The following is a 16,845-nucleotide window of genomic DNA, read 5'->3' as shown; positions in this document are numbered from 1 at the left end:
CATCAAATGCCCCACTCCATGTGCAAGGACTGATCGTCAAGTGCGCAGCGGGCGATCTATGACTGCTGGGATAGTGCGTATCAAAACCGCAAGGGGATTTCCCGGATGGGATCGCCAACTTTCTGTCGCATATCTGGGCGTCTAGTTTTCCGATACGCGCTAAGCGAAGTCCTTTCGTGTTCTTGAAGATATCATGTTGGAGCGCTGGGTCACAGTCGACCATGCGGTGCGAAACTGTTGGGTCTTGAGATAAGCTCTGCTCACCGCTGCCGAAGATCGAACATGAAAGCGATCAGCCGCCAAGCCGTGCCGGTTCTCACGCAGACAAATGGTCCGAGCAGGGTAGAAACAGAGCATGGCGCCGGCAACGCCCGGGCTTTCATTCGCCTGCGAGCATAAGTGCGTCCAGCGATCAAGTCCGCTCAATTGCAAGAAAAATGGCGATCAGATCCGCATCTTAAACTGCTTATCGACAGCTAGGCTTAGAGCAAACAATCCGAAAACTCCAAGTTTCGAGGGCCAGGTTGGCCGCTTCCGTCATATCGAGCAAATATACATCATATATCATGCATGATGCTTGACGTGTATTCTCTTGATCGACTATTGTCGGCCAAACAGTGCCGATCGGCGGCGCTGATTCACGTTGAGGAGGACCGCCCGTGTCGGGAAATACCGATCTGACAACCGATGAGATTGAGCGACTTGAGGAGCGCGCACAATTCGTCCGGCTTGAAACCATTCGGCTGATTGAAATCGCAAAAGTGGGGCATTATTCCTCCGTCTTTTCCTGCGCGGAGATTTTTTCGTCACTCTATTATGACGTGATGAACATTTCAGACGATCCGAGCTGGCCCTCGCGCGATCGGTTCCTTATGGGCAAGGGCCACGCCGCCGTGGGGCTCTTCCCTATTCTCGCCGACAAAGGCTATTTCCCGACGGAATGGCTCGACAGCTATACCCGTTTGGGCAGCCCGCTTGGCGATCACCCGGACATGCGCAAGGTGCCGGGCGTCGATTTCAGCTCCGGTTCCATCGGACATGCTTTGTCCAACGGCGTCGGCATGGCGCTTGGCGGTCGGATGAAGGACCTTGATTTCGACGTCTTCGTGATGCTCGGCGATGGCGAAATGCAAGAAGGTCAGGTTTGGGAAGCAGCCATTGCCGCTGCCTCGCACAAACTGTCCAACGTGATCGCGATCATCGACCGCAATGGCTATCAGCTTGATGGCAAGGTCGACGATATTATGGCCATCGAACCGCTGGCCGAAAAATGGTCCGCATTCGGCTGGGAAGTCCACGAAGTCGACGGGCACGACATCGTCGCGCTTACCGAATTGCTGCGCAAGGTAAAAGCAGACAAGACCCGCGAGAAACCCTGCTGCATCGTCGCCAAAACCGTCAAAGGCCGCGGCATCGACTACATGGAGACGGAGCCCGGCTGGCACCTCGGCTATCTCTCGCCCGAAGACAGCGAGCGCGCCCGTCAGACCATCCTCAACACCCGGATCACCTCCTGCGGAGATGCACAATGAACGTCAAACCCAACCTGACTCCCGAAAGCTGGCAGTACCGCGACCTCAACACCCGCGCGCCGAGCCTCTCCGTTTTGGCCGACACATTGATCGAACTGGCGCAAGAGGGGCATCCTGTCGCCGCCGGAACCGCCGATCTGCAGCATTCGAACGGGCTGGTGGCCTTTCATGACGCCTATCCCGACCGTTTCGTGCAATTCGGCATTTCCGAGCAAAACATGGTGTCCGCCGCCGCCGGGATCGCGGCAACCGGGATGATCCCCTATGTTGCCACCTTTGCCTCCTTCATCGGACTGTTGACCTGCGAACAAATCCGCATGGACGTGGCCTATTGCGCCCAGCCGGTGCGCATGATCGGCCATCACACCGGGATTTCCATGGGGTTCTACGGCACCTCGCACCACGCGACCGAAGATATTTCGACCATGCGCGCGATTGCGGACCTAACCGTGGTGTCGCCCTCAGACGGTGCGCAATTCCGTCAGCTTCTGCGGCATTCCGCGACCTACCCCGAACCGATCTATTTCCGCATCGGGCGCGGCCATGACCCGGTGGTCTATGACGCGGACGAGACCTTTGAGCTAGGCAAAGCCAAAGTGCATGGCATCGGCGACGATATCACCATCATCGCCTGCGGCATGGCCGTTTTTGGCGCGAAACAGGCCGTCGATGCGCTGAACGCGGCGGGGCATTCAGCCGGGCTGATCGACATGCATACGATCAAGCCTTTGGATGAGGCCGCCGTGCTCGACGCCGCCGGTCGCTCTAAGGTGATCCTGACCGTGGAAGAGCACAACATCCTCGGCGGTCTGGGCTCTGCGGTGGCGGAGGTGCTGGCCGAAAACCCCGGCAAAGCCAAGCTCAAGCGTCACGGCATCATGGATGAATACGCGCTGATCTCACCGCCGAAACGGCTTTACCAACATTACAAACTGGACGGGCCGGGCATCGAAGAGGTCGCCAAGTTGCTTTTGTGACATCCGAGAATTCGGCCGGATCCGGATCTTCTTATGTCATCCGGTCGACGGCGGTGGCCTTGAGCCACAAGGCCGCCGTCACTTTACCCAAAACAAAATAAACCCCGCAAATGCGGGGCTTATTTTTTATCTGATGCTGAGGCGAACTGTCTCAGAGATCGAAAAGCACCTTCATGGAACGTGACCGATCCTGAGCTACCTCAAAGGCGGCATCTGCCTCCTCTAAGGTGTAATGCCCGCTGATCAGAGGGCGCACATCAATGGCCCGGCTGGCGATCAGCGCGACGGCCTGCGCGAATTCCACGTCAAAGCGGAACGTGCCGCGATAGCCTAACTCTTTGGTCACCACATGGGTCAGCGGCGCGGTCGTTTCCGACCCAAGCATCCCCACTTGCACAACCGTGCCACGCGGTTTTGTCGCGGCAATCACATCGGCGATGGCGGCGGGATGCGCAGAACATTCGAGGCTCACGTCGATCTGCCCACGCCCTTCTGTTTCCGCATCAAGCGCACCGGGTTGCATTGTATTGATGGCCTTATCCGCTCCAAGTTTGCGCGCCAGTTCAAGCGGCACATCCGCCACATCCGTCACCACGATCTCCGCCGCCCCGGCATGGCGCGCCGCCAAAAGACAGAGCGCCCCGATGGGACCGAAGCCGGTGATCAGCACGCGGTTTCCGGTGAGATCGCCAGCTTGCGCCACCGCATGCAAACAGACCGCCAGAGGTTCCGCCAAAGCCGCCTCTTCCAGCGCCGCGCCTTCGAACGGCACGCCCTGTGCCTCTGTGCAAATGACGTGATCGCGAAAGCCGCCTTCGATGGGCGGATTGCGCATCGCGCTGCCCATAAAGCGCATATCCGTACAAAACCGCTCCGCCCCGGCGCGGCACTCATCGCAGACACCGCAGGGCAGCGAGGGGTTCACCGCAACCTTCTGTCCGACGCGGGCGGGATCGACACCCTCGCCCACCGCCTCCACGATGCCGCAGATCTCATGACCCAGCACCATCTGGCTTTGCATCCGAACTTTGCCAAAACCGCCATGCAGGAAATAATGCAGATCCGATCCGCAAATGCCGCCATGGGCAATGCGCACACGAATCTCTCCCCGCCCCGGCTCAGGCACCTCGCGCGATTCCACACGCAACACGCGCGGTTCCTCCAGGATCAAAGCTTTCGACATGGTATCCTCCCTATGGTCTTGGCTTTACGGTCTTGAGTCAGAAGTGAGCTCTTGACGTATATCAAATATCATGCATGATTAAACACAAGAAGCCAGAGCAAACGGTCTTTGGTGGGAGGAATTTATGACAATCGACGGGACAACGGCCGTTCTTGTGCATTTGGCCTATCCGTCCGCGCATCTGCAAACCCCGCAGCGCTTTAACCCGCGCTGTCATGAGAGGGGGCTGAACGCGGTTTTGGTGCCGTGGCAGGTCGCGCCGGACAATCTTGCGGACACGATGGCCACGCTGCGCCATTCAGACTCGGTGGCCGGCGCCATCGTCACAGTGCCGCACAAGGAAACCAGCGCAGCGCTTTGTGACCGGCTTGAAGGTGTCGCCAAAACGCTCTCTGTGGCCAATGTGATCCGTCGCGAGCCGGATGGCACGCTCGTTGGGCGCATTCTCGATGGCGAGGGCTTTGTCGGCGGGCTCAGGCAAGCCGACGTTCCCATCGACGGGCAATCCGCCCTGATTGCGGGAGCGGGCGGTGTGGCTTTGGCGATTGCAGCGGCACTTGTCGAGGCCGGGATCGCTCGGATCGAGGTCCACAACCGCACCCGCGCGCGCGCAGACGCAATGATAGAGCGCCTTGCGAAACTTGCCCTCGAGACGGGAAAAACAGCCACCTTCGGCATCGCCGAGACGCCCGAGGCGACCGGATTTGATCTGGTGATCAACGCGACCTCACTGGGCATGCATGACGGCGACGCCCTGCCCTTTGATATCTCGACCCTCACCCCGGAGATGACCGTCGCCGAAGTGGTGATGGTACCCGAAATCACCCCGCTTCTGGAGGCCGCACAGGCGCGTGGCGCAAAGGTTGTGCCCGGCAAAGCGATGATCGTCGGCCAGATCGACCCATTCATAGATTTTGTGCTCGGCGCATCGAAGTAAGGCCAACATCAGGCACAACAAGTTAGAAGGAGTAGAGACATGATCGTATTCGGAGCGCCGCGGCGCTATGTTCAGGGTGCAGGCGTGCTTGCCAGCATCGGGCAGGAATTGGCCACCATCGGAAAAACCGCCGTGCTGATTGCCGACAGCCGCGTAATGGAGCTGAGCGCCGACACCATCGCGCAAAGCGCCGAAGCCGCCGGTGTGTGCCTGCGCAAACTGCCCTTTGGTGGCGAGATCACTTATGACGAGATCAACCGTCTTGTGGCCGAAATCGGCGAAGATCGGCCCGACATGGTCATCAGCGCGGGCGGCGGCAAGACTATCGACACTGGCAAAATCGTGGCTCGGGACACGGGCGCGGCCTTTGTCTCCGTCCCCACCATTGCCTCGAACGACAGCCCGACAAGCCATATCGCGGTGATCTATGATGCCGACCACAAATTGGTGGGCGTCGAGGAAAACAAGGGCAACCCTGAACTTGTGTTGGTGGACACCGACATCATCATCAAAGCCCCGATCGAACTTTTGTCCGCCGGGGTCGGCGATGCGCTGGTCAAGGTTTTCGAAGTCGAGCAGTGCATCGGCGCGGGCGGCAAGAACGTCTTTGGCGCAACCTCTCCGCTGACCGCTCTGGCGCTGGCGCGGGCGTGCTATGACACGGTGCGCGAGAACCTCGAAGGCGCCTATGAGGCCCACGCGAAAGGCGAACCCAACGCGGCATTCGAAGCACTCGTCGAGGCTGCCGTCTTGATGAGCGGGCTGGCGTTTGAAAGCGGGGGGCTGTCGGTGAGCCATGGCATGACGCGCGGGCTTTCTGCCGTGCCGGGCGTGGCGCAAGCGCTGCACGGGCATCAGGTAGCTTATGGCCTCCTCGTTCAGCTCGAGTTGGAGAACCGCGACGCCGCCTTTATGGAGGATATGCGTGGCTTCTTCCGGGCCGCGAAACTGCCGCTCAAACTGGCCGATCTGGGGGCGGATCAGACCTCGAACTCGACCGTTGCGACCATCGCCGATCTGTCGGCGGCCGCCGCGCATATGAAGAAATTCAACCGCGAAATCACCTCCGATGACATCGCCCAGGCGATCTCCCGCATCGAGGCCGCGTAAGATGACCAGCTTTTCGCTTGAGGGTCAGGTCGCGCTTGTGACCGGCGCAGGGCGCGGCATTGGGCTTGCCTTTGCCAAGGCGCTCGCGGCGGCGGGCGCCACCGTCTACATCAACGACCTGTCCGAAGCGGTGGCGAAGACGGCCTGCGCCGAGATCGCGGCGGAAGGCGGCACCGCCCGCCCCGCCGTCTTCGATGTCACGGACTTCGAAGGTCTCGACGCGCAGGTCGATGCCATCGTTGCGGAGGCCGGGCGGCTCGACATTCTGATGAACAACGCGGGCATTCTGATCCGTGCGCCCATCGAAGAGCACGCGATGCCCGAGTTCACCCGCGTCATCGACATCAATCTGAACGCGGTCTACGCCATGGCGCGGGCCTGCGCACGGCCGATGAAGGCACAAGGCCGCGGACGGATCATCAACACCGGTTCCGTTATGTCGATCTCGTCGCGGCCCGGTGTGATTTCCTATGTCGCGGCCAAACACGGCGTGCTCGGGCTCACCCGAGGCCTCGCCGCCGAGCTTGGTCCGCATAACATCACCGTCAACGCCATCGGGCCGGGCTATATTCTGACCGAGATGAACCGTCATGTGTTGGGGACGCCGTTCGAGAAAACCGTCATCGACCGCACGCCGATGGCGCGATGGGCCGAACCCGAAGAACTGACCGGCACAGCTGTGTTTCTGGCCTCGGACGCGGCCAGTTTTGTCACCGGGCAATTGTTGATGGTCGACGGCGGCATGACCAGCAATTCGCTTTTGGTGGAAACCCAGAACCTTGGAGCGTCGAGTTGAGCACCCCCGGACTTATAACCACAGCCGAGATTGGGCGTTTTGTCATTCCCCTAGAGCGGCCTGTCCGCTTGGGCGCCGCTGAAATCCGCGAACGCGCCTATGTGGCGCTGCGACTTACGCTCGATGACGGCTCTGAAGGCTATGCTTACGGCTATGATCGCGGGATGCCGCTCTATGAGGTGGCGACAGAAGCCGCCCGGCGCTATGTTGGCCAGTCTGTGTCTGCACTGGACGCGCTGCGTTTGAGCGCGCTTGGCCCGACTCCTGCCCCACGCGCCACAATGGTGCGAGGCGTGTCGCTTTGTGACATCGCGCTTTGGGATGCCCTGTGCCATAGCGCAGGCGAACCGCTTCATGCAAAGCTCGGAACCGTGAAGGATCGCGTCGCGTTGATGCCGGTCATCGGCTACGGCATGACGCCTGAGGTGGCCGCCCGTGAAGGTGCGGCGCTGGCGGATCGTGGGTTTCGAACCATCAAATTGATGATCGACGGCGGCAATCTCGACTTTGACACCAAAGTCGTCAAAGCGCTCGCCGCCGCATTGCCCGAGGGCGTGCGGTTCGGACTTGATGCCCATTGGTCGTGGAAATCTGCGACAGAGGCCGCGCCCTGGGCCAGATTGGCCGACGAGACCGGCGCGCTTTTCCTCGAAGATCCGGTGGCCCCCACGGATTGGCGGATCGCGGCAGAGCTGCGCGCGGACCTATCCACGCCCCTCTGTCTGGGGGAGGACGCCATCGACCTCGCCGCCCTGCGCGATATGTGCGAAGGGGCGGATATTTTACGGCTGGATGCGGCGGCGTCGGGTGGCATTGGCTATGTCCGCGAGGGGCTTAAGATGGCCCGCGACCGGAACAAAACCGTGATCCCGCATGTCTTTGCAACGTTGCATCAACATTTCGGCTATGCCGATGACGTCGTGACTCGGATCGAAGCTATCCTGCCCGAGCTGGGCGCCGATCCAATCGACAATTTTTTGAAATACCCGCTCACCATCCGCGATGGCGATGCCTGCGCCCCTGATGTACCGGGGGCGGGAACTGAACTGGACTGGGACGCGCTGGCCGCGTTCGTGACTCGTAAGGAGATATTAACCCATGAGCCTATCTAATGCCCCCGCCCTGCCCGAGATGACCTTTGATCATACCGGCTTTATCACCCCCGACATCGAGGCCTCTGTGCGGTTTTGGGAAGATGTCATGGGGTTCGAGGCGCAGCCCATCGGCGAGCGTCGCAAGGAGTGGATCAGCCATTTCATGGGCGTCCCCGGCGCGCAGGTGCGGCTTGTCCATCTTTACGGACACGGCAGCCACATCGAATTCATCGCCTTCGAGACGCCCGAGGACACCCCCGCAACGTCCCGCGCATCGCAAGGCAATGTGGCGCATATCTGTCTGCGCACCGCCGATGTAGACGCGCTCCGCGCCCGTATTTTGGCCGGAGGCGGCGCAGAACAGGGGCAAATGGTCGCCATTGATGAGGGTATCGCCAAAGGACTGCGCGGGCTCTATATGAAGGATCCGCATGGTGTTTTGATCGAAATCGTGGAACACTCCAAAGGCTGAAAAACAAAGAGGCGAGGAGAAATCAGATGACCAAGAAGATCGTTCGTCAAAGCCTGTCGACGCAGCTTTATGAAAGCCTGCGTCTGGCATTGATGAATGGGCAATATGAGCCGGGTCATCGCCTTACCATCGCTGGGCTGGCCGAAGAATATGGCACCTCGATCACCCCTGTGCGCGAAGCGATCTTTCGACTGGTCAGTGAGCGCGCGCTGGAAATGCGAGCGGCCACATCGGTGCAGGTACCTCGGTTTGATACCAAACAGCTTCTGGAAATTCAGGCAATCCGGGTCGAACTCGAGGGACGGGCCGCCTATGAGGCTGCGGGCAATGTGACGGAAAAGAAACTCGATGAGTTGCGTGCGATCCATGCAGCATTCATCGCCGCCGCCGCGCGAGATCCCAATGAGGCCAGCATCCTCAATCGTGATTTCCATTTCAAGGTTCTGCAACTGGCGGATATGTCCATCCTCGAGGGCGTGTGCGAGACGATGTGGACCCTCATCGGCCCTTTCTTGCTGACCTTCCATCAGCGGATGCCAAAACGCGAGATCTCCAGCGACGAACACAAACATCACGAATTGCTCGACGCTCTAGCGGCCGGAGATCGTGAACGTTCGCGTCGCGCGATGCAGGATGACATTGCCTGGGCCGAAGATTTGATAAGAGATCTTGGCGACGAAATGGCCGCCAGAGTGTCAGTAGAATAAGGCGCTTTTGATCAGGCCTTCCTTAGGCTTGGCCGGCGCTCTTGTGACATTTTCTGATTCTGTAACGCCTCACAAATGGGGCCGCGGCGCATGTTTTTGAGAAACTCTTTTCACTGACATTTTCACCTTAGCACTCAACTGAGTTGATCTGATTGTACGGCTAGCCTCACGTATGCAGGTGTTTATTTGCAAAGAGATAACAATCTTGCTGAAAAAGCTTGACCAAAATAAAACATCATGCATCATATATTATTAGGAGGATCCGGAGAGCATTCGTCAGACAAAGGCGTCTGGCAACGGATAATCAGACGAGTGTGGCTCGCTCAACGTCTGGAACATTGGTGCGTAGCAATGCGCATTGGGAGGACTATTGATGACACTGACACGCAAACAGTTTCTGAAGACTTTTGCACTCGGCGGCGCGGCGGCGGCCTCGGGGCTGGCGGCTCCGAGCATTCTGCACGCACAGTCGCCCACCCTGCTTCGCATGAACATGGTGATCGGCAATCAGGATCCGATGTTTCCAATGTGGGAGGATTTCGGCAAACGGATCGAAGAAGCGTCCGACGGTACGCTCAAGATTGAAGTCTACCCGACCGAGACGCTGGGCAAGACGGTTGATATGATTGAGGCCGTGTCGCGCGGCGCGCCGGTGTTGCAGGACAGTGATCCGAGCCACCTTTACAATTACGTGCCGGACTTCGCAGTGTTCATGGCCCCATATATGCTGAAACAACCGGAAGATATCCGTAAGGCATGGCACTCCGATTTCGTTGCAGGTTGGGAAGAGCAACTCCACCAGAAAGGTCTACGTGTACTGACGATGACCTACTTCGGCACGCGACATTTGCTGTCCAATCGTCAGGTTCACATGCGCGCCGATACAGCGGGCCTGAAAATCCGCAATGCCCCGACCAAAATGTGGAATGAGGTAGGACGTGTACTCGGTGGTGACATCACCAACACGGCTTGGTCCGAAGTCTACACTGCGCTCAGCCAAGGTGTCGCGGAGGGGGCCGAAAGCCCGCTCTCCATTCTCTACTCCGCCAAACTCTACGAAACACTGCCGTATATTTCACTGACTGGTCACCTCGTCGCAACCACCTCTATCATCATGTCCCAAAAGGTCTATGAGGGCCTTCCTGAACAGGGTAAGAAAGCGCTAGACACAGTCGGACGTGGCTATACCGATGTGCGCCAGCCGATGATCGAAGGTCTTGAAACCGAATATCGCGGCATTCTCGAAGAGGCCGGAATCGTGTTCAATGAGGTCGATAAATCCAGCTTTATCGAAGCGGCTGCACAAACGCCCGACCAGTTCCCTGAGTGGACGCCGGGCATGTATGAAAAGATGCTGGAAATCATCGCTTAAGCGATACTCCCTGATGCCGTCGCGCGCGTGTTTTCCGTGCGGCGGCACTTGCCTTTTGCAAGCCCGCAGATGCCCGCCTCTCGCTTTGGCGACCTTTGCCCAATTGCTTGCCACACGCTTAGAAAGAAACCCGCATGCCCGGCACCACCAAAACACCACTCCTCAAAATTGTGGTCGGGAAGGCTGAACTGATCGTTGCAGGGATCGCCTTCGTCCTCATGTTGAGCGTCATCGTGCTCAATGTTTTCCTGCGTTACCTGTTTTCAACCAGTGTACTGTCTGCCGAAGAGCTCGCCTATCTGGGGTTCACCTGGTCGACTTTCGCGGCTGTGGCTTGGCTTTACCGCGTCAAAGCGCTGATCGCTGTCGATGTGTTCTTCGCCATTTTGCCGGACGGTGTGCAGCGCGTTCTGTCGATCATCGTCAACTTCAGCCTGATCGGGGCAAACCTCTGGTTCTGCTGGCTGTCCTGGGTCTTGGCCTCGGGTGGTTGGATCCGCAAGACGCCGGTGCTTGAAATCCCCTATTTCTGGGTCAATCTCGCGCCGTTTCTGGCCTTTGCGTTGATGGCTTTTTACTCCGCCCTGCATTTCATCGACGGGCTGCGTCACCCCGGCCCCTATGGCCATGACGCCTCGCATGATGCGGAACTCTACAAGGAAACCGCCCTGTGACTTTCCTCTCCTTCTCTCCCGTCATTTTGCTGTTCACCATGTTCGCCCTGCGGGTGCCGATCGCCATCTCCTTGCTCAGCTCAACCGCGTTTTATTTCGCCTTCGTCAACACCTTTATGCCGAAAGAAACGATGATCCAGACGATGGTCGCCTCGATGGAGAGCTTTCCCTATCTCGCGATCCCGTTCTTCACCTGTGCAGGCGTGGTCTTCAACTACGCGGGCATCACCAAGCGGTTGATGGGATTGGCCGAAATGATGTTCGGGCATATGCGCGGCGGCATGGCGCAGGTCAATGTGGCGCTATCTGCGATGATGGGCGGGCTTTCGGGTTCTGCCAACGCAGATGCAGCAATGCAGACCAAGATGATCGTACCGGAAATGGAGCGCCTCGGCTATGACCGCGCCTTCTCGACCGTCGTGACCGCCGCCTCCGCCTGTATCACGCCGATCATACCGCCGGGCATCATCCTTATTCTCTACGCGCTGGTGGCGGATGTCTCGGTCGCCAAGATGTTCCTCGCCGGCTTCCTGCCGGGGCTGATGCTCTGTGTCGTCCTGATGGTTACTGTCGCTATTGTGGCACGTCGCAAGGGCTACGCACCATCGCGCGAAAACCGCGCCACAATGAGCGAAGTTGGCGGACACCTCTTGCGCAGCATCTGGGCTTTGTTCTTGCCTTTCGGCATCATCATGGGGCTTCGGTTCGGCATGTTCACTCCGACAGAAGCTGGTGCGGTGGCCGTGGTATACGCGCTTTTTGTTGGCGCAGTTGTTTACCGAGAGCTGAAATGGTCAGACCTGGGCAGGATCGTCGAAGAGTCCGTGCTTGCCACAGCAGGCGTGATGTTCATCATCTGTGCAGCCAATGCCTTTGCCACTTACTTGACGTGGGAAGGAATTCCAGCAGCTTTTTCTGAGTTCCTGATGGGTTCGATCAGCAATCCCGTCGTGCTGTTGCTCGTCGTCAATCTGTTGCTGCTGTTCATCGGATTCTTTTTCGAAGGCGGTTCTGCCATCATTCTGATGACGCCGCTGTTGCTGCCGGTCGCAACCCAGCTTGGCATCGATCCGGTGCATTTCGGGATTGTCATGGCGGTCAACCTGACCATCGCGGGCTTCACGCCTCCGGTCGGTACGATGATGTTCATCACGATCTCTATCGCGAAGGTGCGGATCGAGGACTACGTGAAACAGGCATGGCCCTTTTTCGTCGCATTGATCCTTGCGCTCTTGGCACTCAGCCTCATTCCGCAGATTGCACTTTTCCTACCGGAGACCTTCCTGTGACAGACGCTTTAACGCTTATCTATGCCTTGCCGTCACCTTTTGTGCGCAAAGCCGTAATCGTGGCTGCGGAGGCTGGTATCATGCTCGATCGTAAAGATACGACGGCAAGTCCAATTGCAACCAATCCCGATCTTGAAAAGATAAACCCTCTTGGCAAGGTTCCCGCATTGATCCTGGCCTCGGGTGATGTGCTCTACGACAGCCCGGTAATTTGCCGTTACCTTGGTAACGGCACCCCGCTTTATCCGACGGGCGCCGCTGGCTGGCAGGCCTTGCGGCGCGAAGCCCTGGCCGATGGACTTCTCGATGCGGCACTTTTGTTGCGCTACGAAACCACGTTGCGACCTGAGGCGCTTCGCTGGGCCGACTGGATAGAGGGGCAAATGGCCAAGATCCATCAGGCATTAGGGGTCATGGCGCAGGAGACGGGGACCGTGTCCGGTTTTGATATAGGCGATGTCGCGACCGGCTGCGCACTTGGCTATCTCGATTTCCGCTATCCCGATCTTGACTGGCGCTCGCGCCATCCTGCCCTTGCCATCTACGCCGAAACGCTTTTTGGCCGAACATCATTCATCGAGAGCGCACCCGCCTAAACTCTCCCGCTTCAAGGAACTGACATGTCACTGACATTAAATCTCTCCGACCCCGCCCTTTTGCGGGAGGATGCTTATATTGACGGCCATTGGGAAGCGCAGAACAATCGTTTCGATGTCACCGATCCTGCGACCGGATCGCTCATCGCCAGAGTGGCAAATCTGGGCGTCGAGGACGTCAACCGTGCCATTGACGCAGCTGAGAAAGCCCAGACTGACTGGGTAAGGCGGACCGCCAAGGAACGCTCCGAGCTGATCCGGGCGTGGGCGGATCTCATGATGGCGGCGCAAGACGATTTGGGCCTTATCCTGACGTCGGAAATGGGTAAACCTCTCGCCGAGGCCAAAGGCGAAATCTCCTATGGTGCGTCGTTTCTCTATTGGTTCGCGGAGGAAGCCCGCCGCATCTATGGGGATACGATACCCGGTCATCAGCCTGACAAGCGACTCCTGGTCCTCAAGCAACCGATCGGTGTCGTGGCCTCCATCACGCCGTGGAATTTCCCCAATGCGATGATTGCGCGCAAAGTCGCTCCGGCACTGGCCGCAGGGTGTACCTTTGTGGCCCGTCCCGCCACTCAGACCCCGCTTTCAGCGCTCGCTATGGCGGAACTCGCTCACCGCGCAGGCATTCCTGAGGGCGTCTTCAATGTGGTGCCTTCGACAGATAGTGCCGGAGTTGGCAAGGCATTTTGCACCAATCCGAAGGTGCGGAAGATCACCTTCACAGGCTCGACACGTGTCGGCGAGATTCTGATGGAGCAATCGGCTCATGACATCAAGAAACTCGGCCTGGAGCTTGGCGGCAATGCACCGTTTCTGGTGTTCGACGATGCCGATCTTGACGCGGCGGTAGAAGGTGCGATGATTGCGAAGTTCCGCAATGGTGGCCAGACCTGCGTCTGTGCCAACCGTATTTTCGTTCAGGGTAGCGTCTACGATGCTTTTGCCCGAAAGCTGACCGATCGAGTTGCTATGATGACTGTCGGGGATGGGCGAGATGAGCACGTCGATATCGGCCCAATGATCGAGGCAAGCGCGGTGGAAAAAGTCGAAGAGCATGTGATCGATGCACTCAACAAAGGTGCGACGCTGATGACAGGTGGAGAGCGACATGCCTTCGGTGGGACCTATTTCCAGCCAACCGTGATTTCGGATGTCTCGGCAGGGATGATCGTTCTCGAGGAAGAAACCTTTGGCCCCCTTGCGGCGCTTGTTCGGTTCGACACCGAAGAGCAGGGTGTGGCTATGGCGAACGACAGTGAATTCGGTCTCGCTGCCTACTTCTACGCCGGCAACATGAGCCGGGTCTGGCGGGTGATGGAAAGCCTCGAGGCGGGAATGATCGGGGTGAACACCGGCCTGATCTCGACGGCAGAAGCGCCATTCGGCGGAATTAAACGCTCTGGTTTGGGACGCGAAGGCTCGAAATACGGGCTCGACGAGTTTCTTGAATTGAAATACGTCTGCCTATCGATATGACGCATTTCGGCTGCGCGTGCATATCGGGTGCGGCGGCCTGTATGGCGAAAATATGTGGCACAGATTGGTCTCCATGCACTGGTCCCAATAGGCGTCATCAATCTTGCGCCAGTCGCGGCGATTATCGCGTGCGGCCTTGTTTTTCCTTGATCCGGGAGATAGCGGTCTTGAGGGCGGCGGTGTCGGTGAGATTATAGGATTCGAATTTGGCACCCGTGGCCTCCGCGAGGGCGGCGCCGCGGGCATCGTATCGGTCGAGAAAGCTGACCTTAACACCCTGCTCGCGCAACCCACGCACGATTTGCACCCCAATCCCGGAGGCCCCTCCGATCACGACAACCGGCGCCCCGTCGAGACTGGGGTGGTTGGCATACTTCGGGCTGGTCAGGCGGCTTCCTTCGTTGGGCGCTGTGTTCACATCATATGCTCGACTTCGGGCGCCGGAACAAAGCGCCATTTGCGCAGCGGACCCGCCATGACGTTCAAGTAATACATCTCAAAGCCGTATGGCGCGCCGCAGGGGTGGTGGCCGCGCGGCACACAGACCACATCGCCGTCATGCACGGCCATGGTCTCATTGAGTTGCAGATCATCTGTATAGACCCGCTGTATGCCGAAACCGTTGGCAGGGTTGAGGCGGTGATAATAGGTCTCTTCGAGATAGGTCACACGCGGGAAATCGTCTTCATCGTGGCGGTGACACGGGTAGGAAGACCAGTTGCCTGCTGGGGTGAAGACTTCGGTGACGAGCAAACTGTCACAGTAATCCTCGTTTTCCATGGCGATATTGTTGATATAGCGCGTATTTGCGCCTTCGCCGCGTTGGGTCAGCTCGATCCCGTCGGGCCCGATCTTGCGCGCCGCGTGACCGGACTTGCCGGGCGCTTTGCAGACGGCAATCGTCGCATCGGTCGTGGTTTCCAAGGACCAGTCGCTGTCGTTCGGGATATAGAGGCAATGGGGGGGCGTTTTCTCGAACACGTCCATGCGGTCACCCAATTCGCCCCAATCCTTGCCCGCTGCGGTGATTTTGGCCTTGCCCTCGACTATCACGAGAATGACTTCGTTCTCACCGGTCGCCTCCATCCATGTTTCCCCTGCGCGCAAGCGGATCAGATCGAAGCCGACATAGCGCCAACCGGCGCTTTCGGACGTGATTTGATGCACCTTGCCGTGGGTGCCGAAGGGGCGTTTCAAAAGGTCGGGCATGGTCAGTCCTCCGATGGGTTGGACGCGTCCGGATCGAACGTAATGAAAAAGCGGTAGGCGGCGTATCCGCCGATCGCAAGAAATAGAATAGCGAAGCCGGGAGTGCCCGTGACGAATTCGAAGATCCCCCAGCCGATGCAGATCCCCGCGATGAGGATGCGCAGCCAGAGCGGGCGGTAGAAGGGATCGTCGAAATTGAACATAGGGCTCTCCAGAGTGGTAACAAGGGGTGTGGCGGTGGCGGAATTATCAGTGACAGCCACGCCCGATCCTGTCGGATCAAGCGGAAATCAGCCCGACCTCACGGGCAATCCGTTTGAGGGTATGAAGGCCAAGTGTCTGGTACAACAGCGGATTGCGCAGATGCGGGTCCTGTTCGGCCTCGATCACGATCCAGCCGTCATAGCCGTTTTCGGCAAGGGTTTTCAGAAGCGGCAGGAAATCCACGGCCCCATCCTGATCGCCTGGCACGGTAAAAGCCCCTTCGAGCACACCGCCCAGAAACGACATGTTCTCGGCACGCACTCTGGCGGTCACGTCGGGACGGATGTTCTTCGCGTGGAAATGGGCCACGCGGGCAACGTGTTTGCATAGAACCGTCTCGGGATCGCCCCCACCAAACGTACAGTGACCCGCGTCGAACAACAGGTGCGTCGCTGGACCCGTGGCCGCCATGAAGGCATCGATTTCCTCGGGGCTTTCTACGACCGTGCCCATGTGGTGGTGATAGGCGAGCCTGATACCCTCGCCGGCCAGATAGGCCGCGAATTCTTCCATCTTCGCACCGAATTCTTTCATCTCGGCATCCGAAAGCTTCGGACGGTCGTTGACAGCCACATCCGGGTTGCCGTGGACCGTGTTCGAGCATTCGCAGACGATGCAGACCTTGCAACCATTGTGTTTGAGCTTGGCGAGATGACCCTGAACCGCCGCGATCTCGTCGGCGACGGAGCGGGTCAGAAGCTCGGTCGAATACCAGCCGGAAATAAACTTGAGGCCATAGTCCGCCAGCAGCGCGCGCAGCGCCTCCGGGTCGTCCTGTGGCCAACGGTGGCCGTTTTCGATGCCGTCAAAACCGATCAGATGCCCCGCCTCTTCAAGGATGCGCTCTGTCGGAATATCCGCGCCGATGGATTGGTCGTCGTCATTGGCCCAGGCGATGGGATTGGTGCCGAACTGAATCATGTATCTTTCCTCAGTTTACGAGCCGGGCTTTTGCCACGTGCTCGAGGTATTTGACATAGTAGTCGCGTTGTTTCTGGCGCTCCGAGATTTCTGGGACGGCGACGTCCCAGAAGTAGCCGTGTTCGCCTGCCGTGGTTTCGAGGCCGGTGCCGGGGAAGTCCTTGGCGATTGTGTCGATCACGATCACCGTGGGGATGTTGCGCTCGCGGGCGGCGGCCAATTCGGTTTCC

At 58.6% G+C, this 16,845-nt stretch carries 18 protein-coding genes and 1 pseudogene; 13 read left to right on the top strand and 6 right to left on the bottom strand.

Annotation, left to right across the window (positions count from 1 at the left end; all coding sequences use genetic code 11):
* Positions 1-659 precede the first annotated feature (659 nt).
* Together ACN0X0_RS17815 and ACN0X0_RS17810 are read left to right on the top strand one after the other, a co-directional pair.
* Positions 660-1,532, top strand: coding sequence for a transketolase (locus ACN0X0_RS17815; protein WP_417280264.1), 873 nt, complete (start codon positions 660-662; stop codon positions 1,530-1,532).
* Entirely contained in the window at positions 1,529-2,509 is a 981-nt protein-coding gene (locus ACN0X0_RS17810; protein WP_417280263.1) for a transketolase family protein, read from the top strand. The genes ACN0X0_RS17815 and ACN0X0_RS17810 overlap by 4 nt, the downstream gene beginning before the upstream one ends.
* 151 nt (positions 2,510-2,660) lie before the next feature.
* Here ACN0X0_RS17810 and ACN0X0_RS17805 read toward each other — a convergent pair whose 3' ends face one another.
* Entirely contained in the window at positions 2,661-3,692 is a 1,032-nt protein-coding gene (locus ACN0X0_RS17805) for an L-idonate 5-dehydrogenase (RefSeq protein ID WP_417280262.1), read from the bottom strand.
* A gap of 124 nt (positions 3,693-3,816) precedes the next feature.
* Here ACN0X0_RS17805 and ACN0X0_RS17800 point away from each other — a divergent pair, with 124 nt between their 5' ends.
* The 11 genes from ACN0X0_RS17800 to ACN0X0_RS17750 all read left to right on the top strand — a co-directional run bounded on the left by ACN0X0_RS17800 (position 3,817) and on the right by ACN0X0_RS17750 (position 14,221).
* On the top strand, positions 3,817-4,629 hold the full coding sequence (locus ACN0X0_RS17800) for a shikimate dehydrogenase family protein (protein ID WP_417280261.1): 813 nt from the start codon (positions 3,817-3,819) through the stop codon (positions 4,627-4,629).
* Positions 4,630-4,668: 39 nt separating this feature from the next.
* Positions 4,669-5,739 (top strand): glycerol dehydrogenase, encoded by a 1,071-nt coding sequence (locus ACN0X0_RS17795; RefSeq protein ID WP_417280260.1) that lies wholly within the window; start codon positions 4,669-4,671, stop codon positions 5,737-5,739.
* A gap of 1 nt (position 5,740) precedes the next feature.
* A complete protein-coding gene (locus tag ACN0X0_RS17790; RefSeq protein ID WP_417280259.1) occupies positions 5,741-6,535 on the top strand; it encodes a glucose 1-dehydrogenase in 795 nt (264 codons plus the stop codon).
* On the top strand, positions 6,532-7,647 hold the full coding sequence (locus tag ACN0X0_RS17785; RefSeq protein ID WP_417280258.1) for a mandelate racemase/muconate lactonizing enzyme family protein: 1,116 nt from the start codon (positions 6,532-6,534) through the stop codon (positions 7,645-7,647). Before ACN0X0_RS17790 ends, ACN0X0_RS17785 begins: the two co-directional genes overlap by 4 nt.
* Entirely contained in the window at positions 7,634-8,101 is a 468-nt protein-coding gene (locus ACN0X0_RS17780; RefSeq protein WP_417280257.1) for a VOC family protein, read from the top strand. The genes ACN0X0_RS17785 and ACN0X0_RS17780 overlap by 14 nt, the downstream gene beginning before the upstream one ends.
* A 26-nt stretch (positions 8,102-8,127) precedes the next feature.
* Positions 8,128-8,808 (top strand): GntR family transcriptional regulator, encoded by a 681-nt coding sequence (locus tag ACN0X0_RS17775; RefSeq protein WP_417280256.1) that lies wholly within the window; start codon positions 8,128-8,130, stop codon positions 8,806-8,808.
* Between the two features lie 373 nt (positions 8,809-9,181).
* A complete protein-coding gene (gene dctP, locus ACN0X0_RS17770; RefSeq protein ID WP_417280255.1) occupies positions 9,182-10,180 on the top strand; it encodes a TRAP transporter substrate-binding protein DctP in 999 nt (332 codons plus the stop codon).
* Between the two features lie 134 nt (positions 10,181-10,314).
* Positions 10,315-10,854, top strand: a complete 540-nt coding sequence (locus tag ACN0X0_RS17765) for a TRAP transporter small permease (protein ID WP_417280254.1) — start codon at positions 10,315-10,317, stop codon at positions 10,852-10,854.
* Positions 10,851-12,143: a TRAP transporter large permease gene (locus ACN0X0_RS17760; protein ID WP_417280253.1), complete on the top strand. Its 1,293-nt coding sequence runs from the start codon at positions 10,851-10,853 to the stop codon at positions 12,141-12,143. Before ACN0X0_RS17765 ends, ACN0X0_RS17760 begins: the two co-directional genes overlap by 4 nt.
* Positions 12,140-12,739: a glutathione S-transferase family protein gene (locus ACN0X0_RS17755; protein WP_417280252.1), complete on the top strand. Its 600-nt coding sequence runs from the start codon at positions 12,140-12,142 to the stop codon at positions 12,737-12,739. Before ACN0X0_RS17760 ends, ACN0X0_RS17755 begins: the two co-directional genes overlap by 4 nt.
* Positions 12,740-12,763: 24 nt before the next feature.
* The gene (locus tag ACN0X0_RS17750) at positions 12,764-14,221 is read left to right on the top strand and encodes an NAD-dependent succinate-semialdehyde dehydrogenase (RefSeq protein ID WP_417280251.1); all 1,458 of its coding nucleotides are present in this window, start codon (positions 12,764-12,766) and stop codon (positions 14,219-14,221) included.
* A 121-nt stretch (positions 14,222-14,342) separates the two neighbouring features.
* Here ACN0X0_RS17750 and ACN0X0_RS17745 read toward each other — a convergent pair whose 3' ends face one another.
* From ACN0X0_RS17745 to ACN0X0_RS17725, 5 genes and pseudogenes are all read right to left on the bottom strand, one after another.
* Positions 14,343-14,639 carry an SDR family NAD(P)-dependent oxidoreductase gene (locus ACN0X0_RS17745; protein ID WP_417280250.1) on the bottom strand — a complete coding sequence of 99 codons (297 nt, stop codon included), beginning with the start codon at positions 14,637-14,639 and terminating at the stop codon, positions 14,343-14,345.
* On the bottom strand, positions 14,636-15,430 hold the full coding sequence (gene iolB / locus ACN0X0_RS17740) for a 5-deoxy-glucuronate isomerase (protein ID WP_417280249.1): 795 nt from the start codon (positions 15,428-15,430) through the stop codon (positions 14,636-14,638). Before iolB ends, ACN0X0_RS17745 begins: the two co-directional genes overlap by 4 nt.
* Positions 15,431-15,432: 2 nt before the next feature.
* Positions 15,433-15,633 carry a DUF3329 domain-containing protein gene (locus ACN0X0_RS17735; protein ID WP_417280248.1) on the bottom strand — a complete coding sequence of 67 codons (201 nt, stop codon included), beginning with the start codon at positions 15,631-15,633 and terminating at the stop codon, positions 15,433-15,435.
* Positions 15,634-15,709: 76 nt separating this feature from the next.
* Positions 15,710-16,615 (bottom strand): myo-inosose-2 dehydratase, encoded by a 906-nt coding sequence (gene iolE / locus ACN0X0_RS17730; RefSeq protein ID WP_417280247.1) that lies wholly within the window; start codon positions 16,613-16,615, stop codon positions 15,710-15,712.
* A 10-nt stretch (positions 16,616-16,625) separates the two neighbouring features.
* Positions 16,626-16,845, bottom strand: a pseudogene (locus ACN0X0_RS17725) (3D-(3,5/4)-trihydroxycyclohexane-1,2-dione acylhydrolase (decyclizing)); the annotation flags it as partial.

The organism is Celeribacter sp., from assembly GCF_048270365.1.
In the GTDB taxonomy this organism is placed as follows: Bacteria; Pseudomonadota; Alphaproteobacteria; order Rhodobacterales; family Rhodobacteraceae; genus Celeribacter.
This window is presented reverse-complemented; position numbering and strand designations above follow the sequence as displayed.

Bases quoted from the DNA above. Each gene is read 5' to 3' on its own strand.
- ACN0X0_RS17810 (WP_417280263.1), top strand. From the start codon at position 1,529: ATGAACGTCAAACCCAACCTGACTCCCGAAAGCTGGCAGTACCGCGAC.
- ACN0X0_RS17805 (WP_417280262.1), bottom strand. From the start codon at position 3,692: ATGTCGAAAGCTTTGATCCTGGAGGAACCGCGCGTGTTGCGTGTGGAA.
- ACN0X0_RS17800 (WP_417280261.1), top strand. From the start codon at position 3,817: ATGACAATCGACGGGACAACGGCCGTTCTTGTGCATTTGGCCTATCCG.
- ACN0X0_RS17795 (WP_417280260.1), top strand. From the start codon at position 4,669: ATGATCGTATTCGGAGCGCCGCGGCGCTATGTTCAGGGTGCAGGCGTG.
- ACN0X0_RS17790 (WP_417280259.1), top strand. From the start codon at position 5,741: ATGACCAGCTTTTCGCTTGAGGGTCAGGTCGCGCTTGTGACCGGCGCA.
- ACN0X0_RS17780 (WP_417280257.1), top strand. From the start codon at position 7,634: ATGAGCCTATCTAATGCCCCCGCCCTGCCCGAGATGACCTTTGATCAT.
- ACN0X0_RS17775 (WP_417280256.1), top strand. From the start codon at position 8,128: ATGACCAAGAAGATCGTTCGTCAAAGCCTGTCGACGCAGCTTTATGAA.
- dctP (WP_417280255.1), top strand. From the start codon at position 9,182: ATGACACTGACACGCAAACAGTTTCTGAAGACTTTTGCACTCGGCGGC.
- ACN0X0_RS17765 (WP_417280254.1), top strand. From the start codon at position 10,315: ATGCCCGGCACCACCAAAACACCACTCCTCAAAATTGTGGTCGGGAAG.
- ACN0X0_RS17750 (WP_417280251.1), top strand. From the start codon at position 12,764: ATGTCACTGACATTAAATCTCTCCGACCCCGCCCTTTTGCGGGAGGAT.
- iolB (WP_417280249.1), bottom strand. From the start codon at position 15,430: ATGCCCGACCTTTTGAAACGCCCCTTCGGCACCCACGGCAAGGTGCAT.
- ACN0X0_RS17735 (WP_417280248.1), bottom strand. From the start codon at position 15,633: ATGTTCAATTTCGACGATCCCTTCTACCGCCCGCTCTGGCTGCGCATC.
- iolE (WP_417280247.1), bottom strand. From the start codon at position 16,615: ATGATTCAGTTCGGCACCAATCCCATCGCCTGGGCCAATGACGACGAC.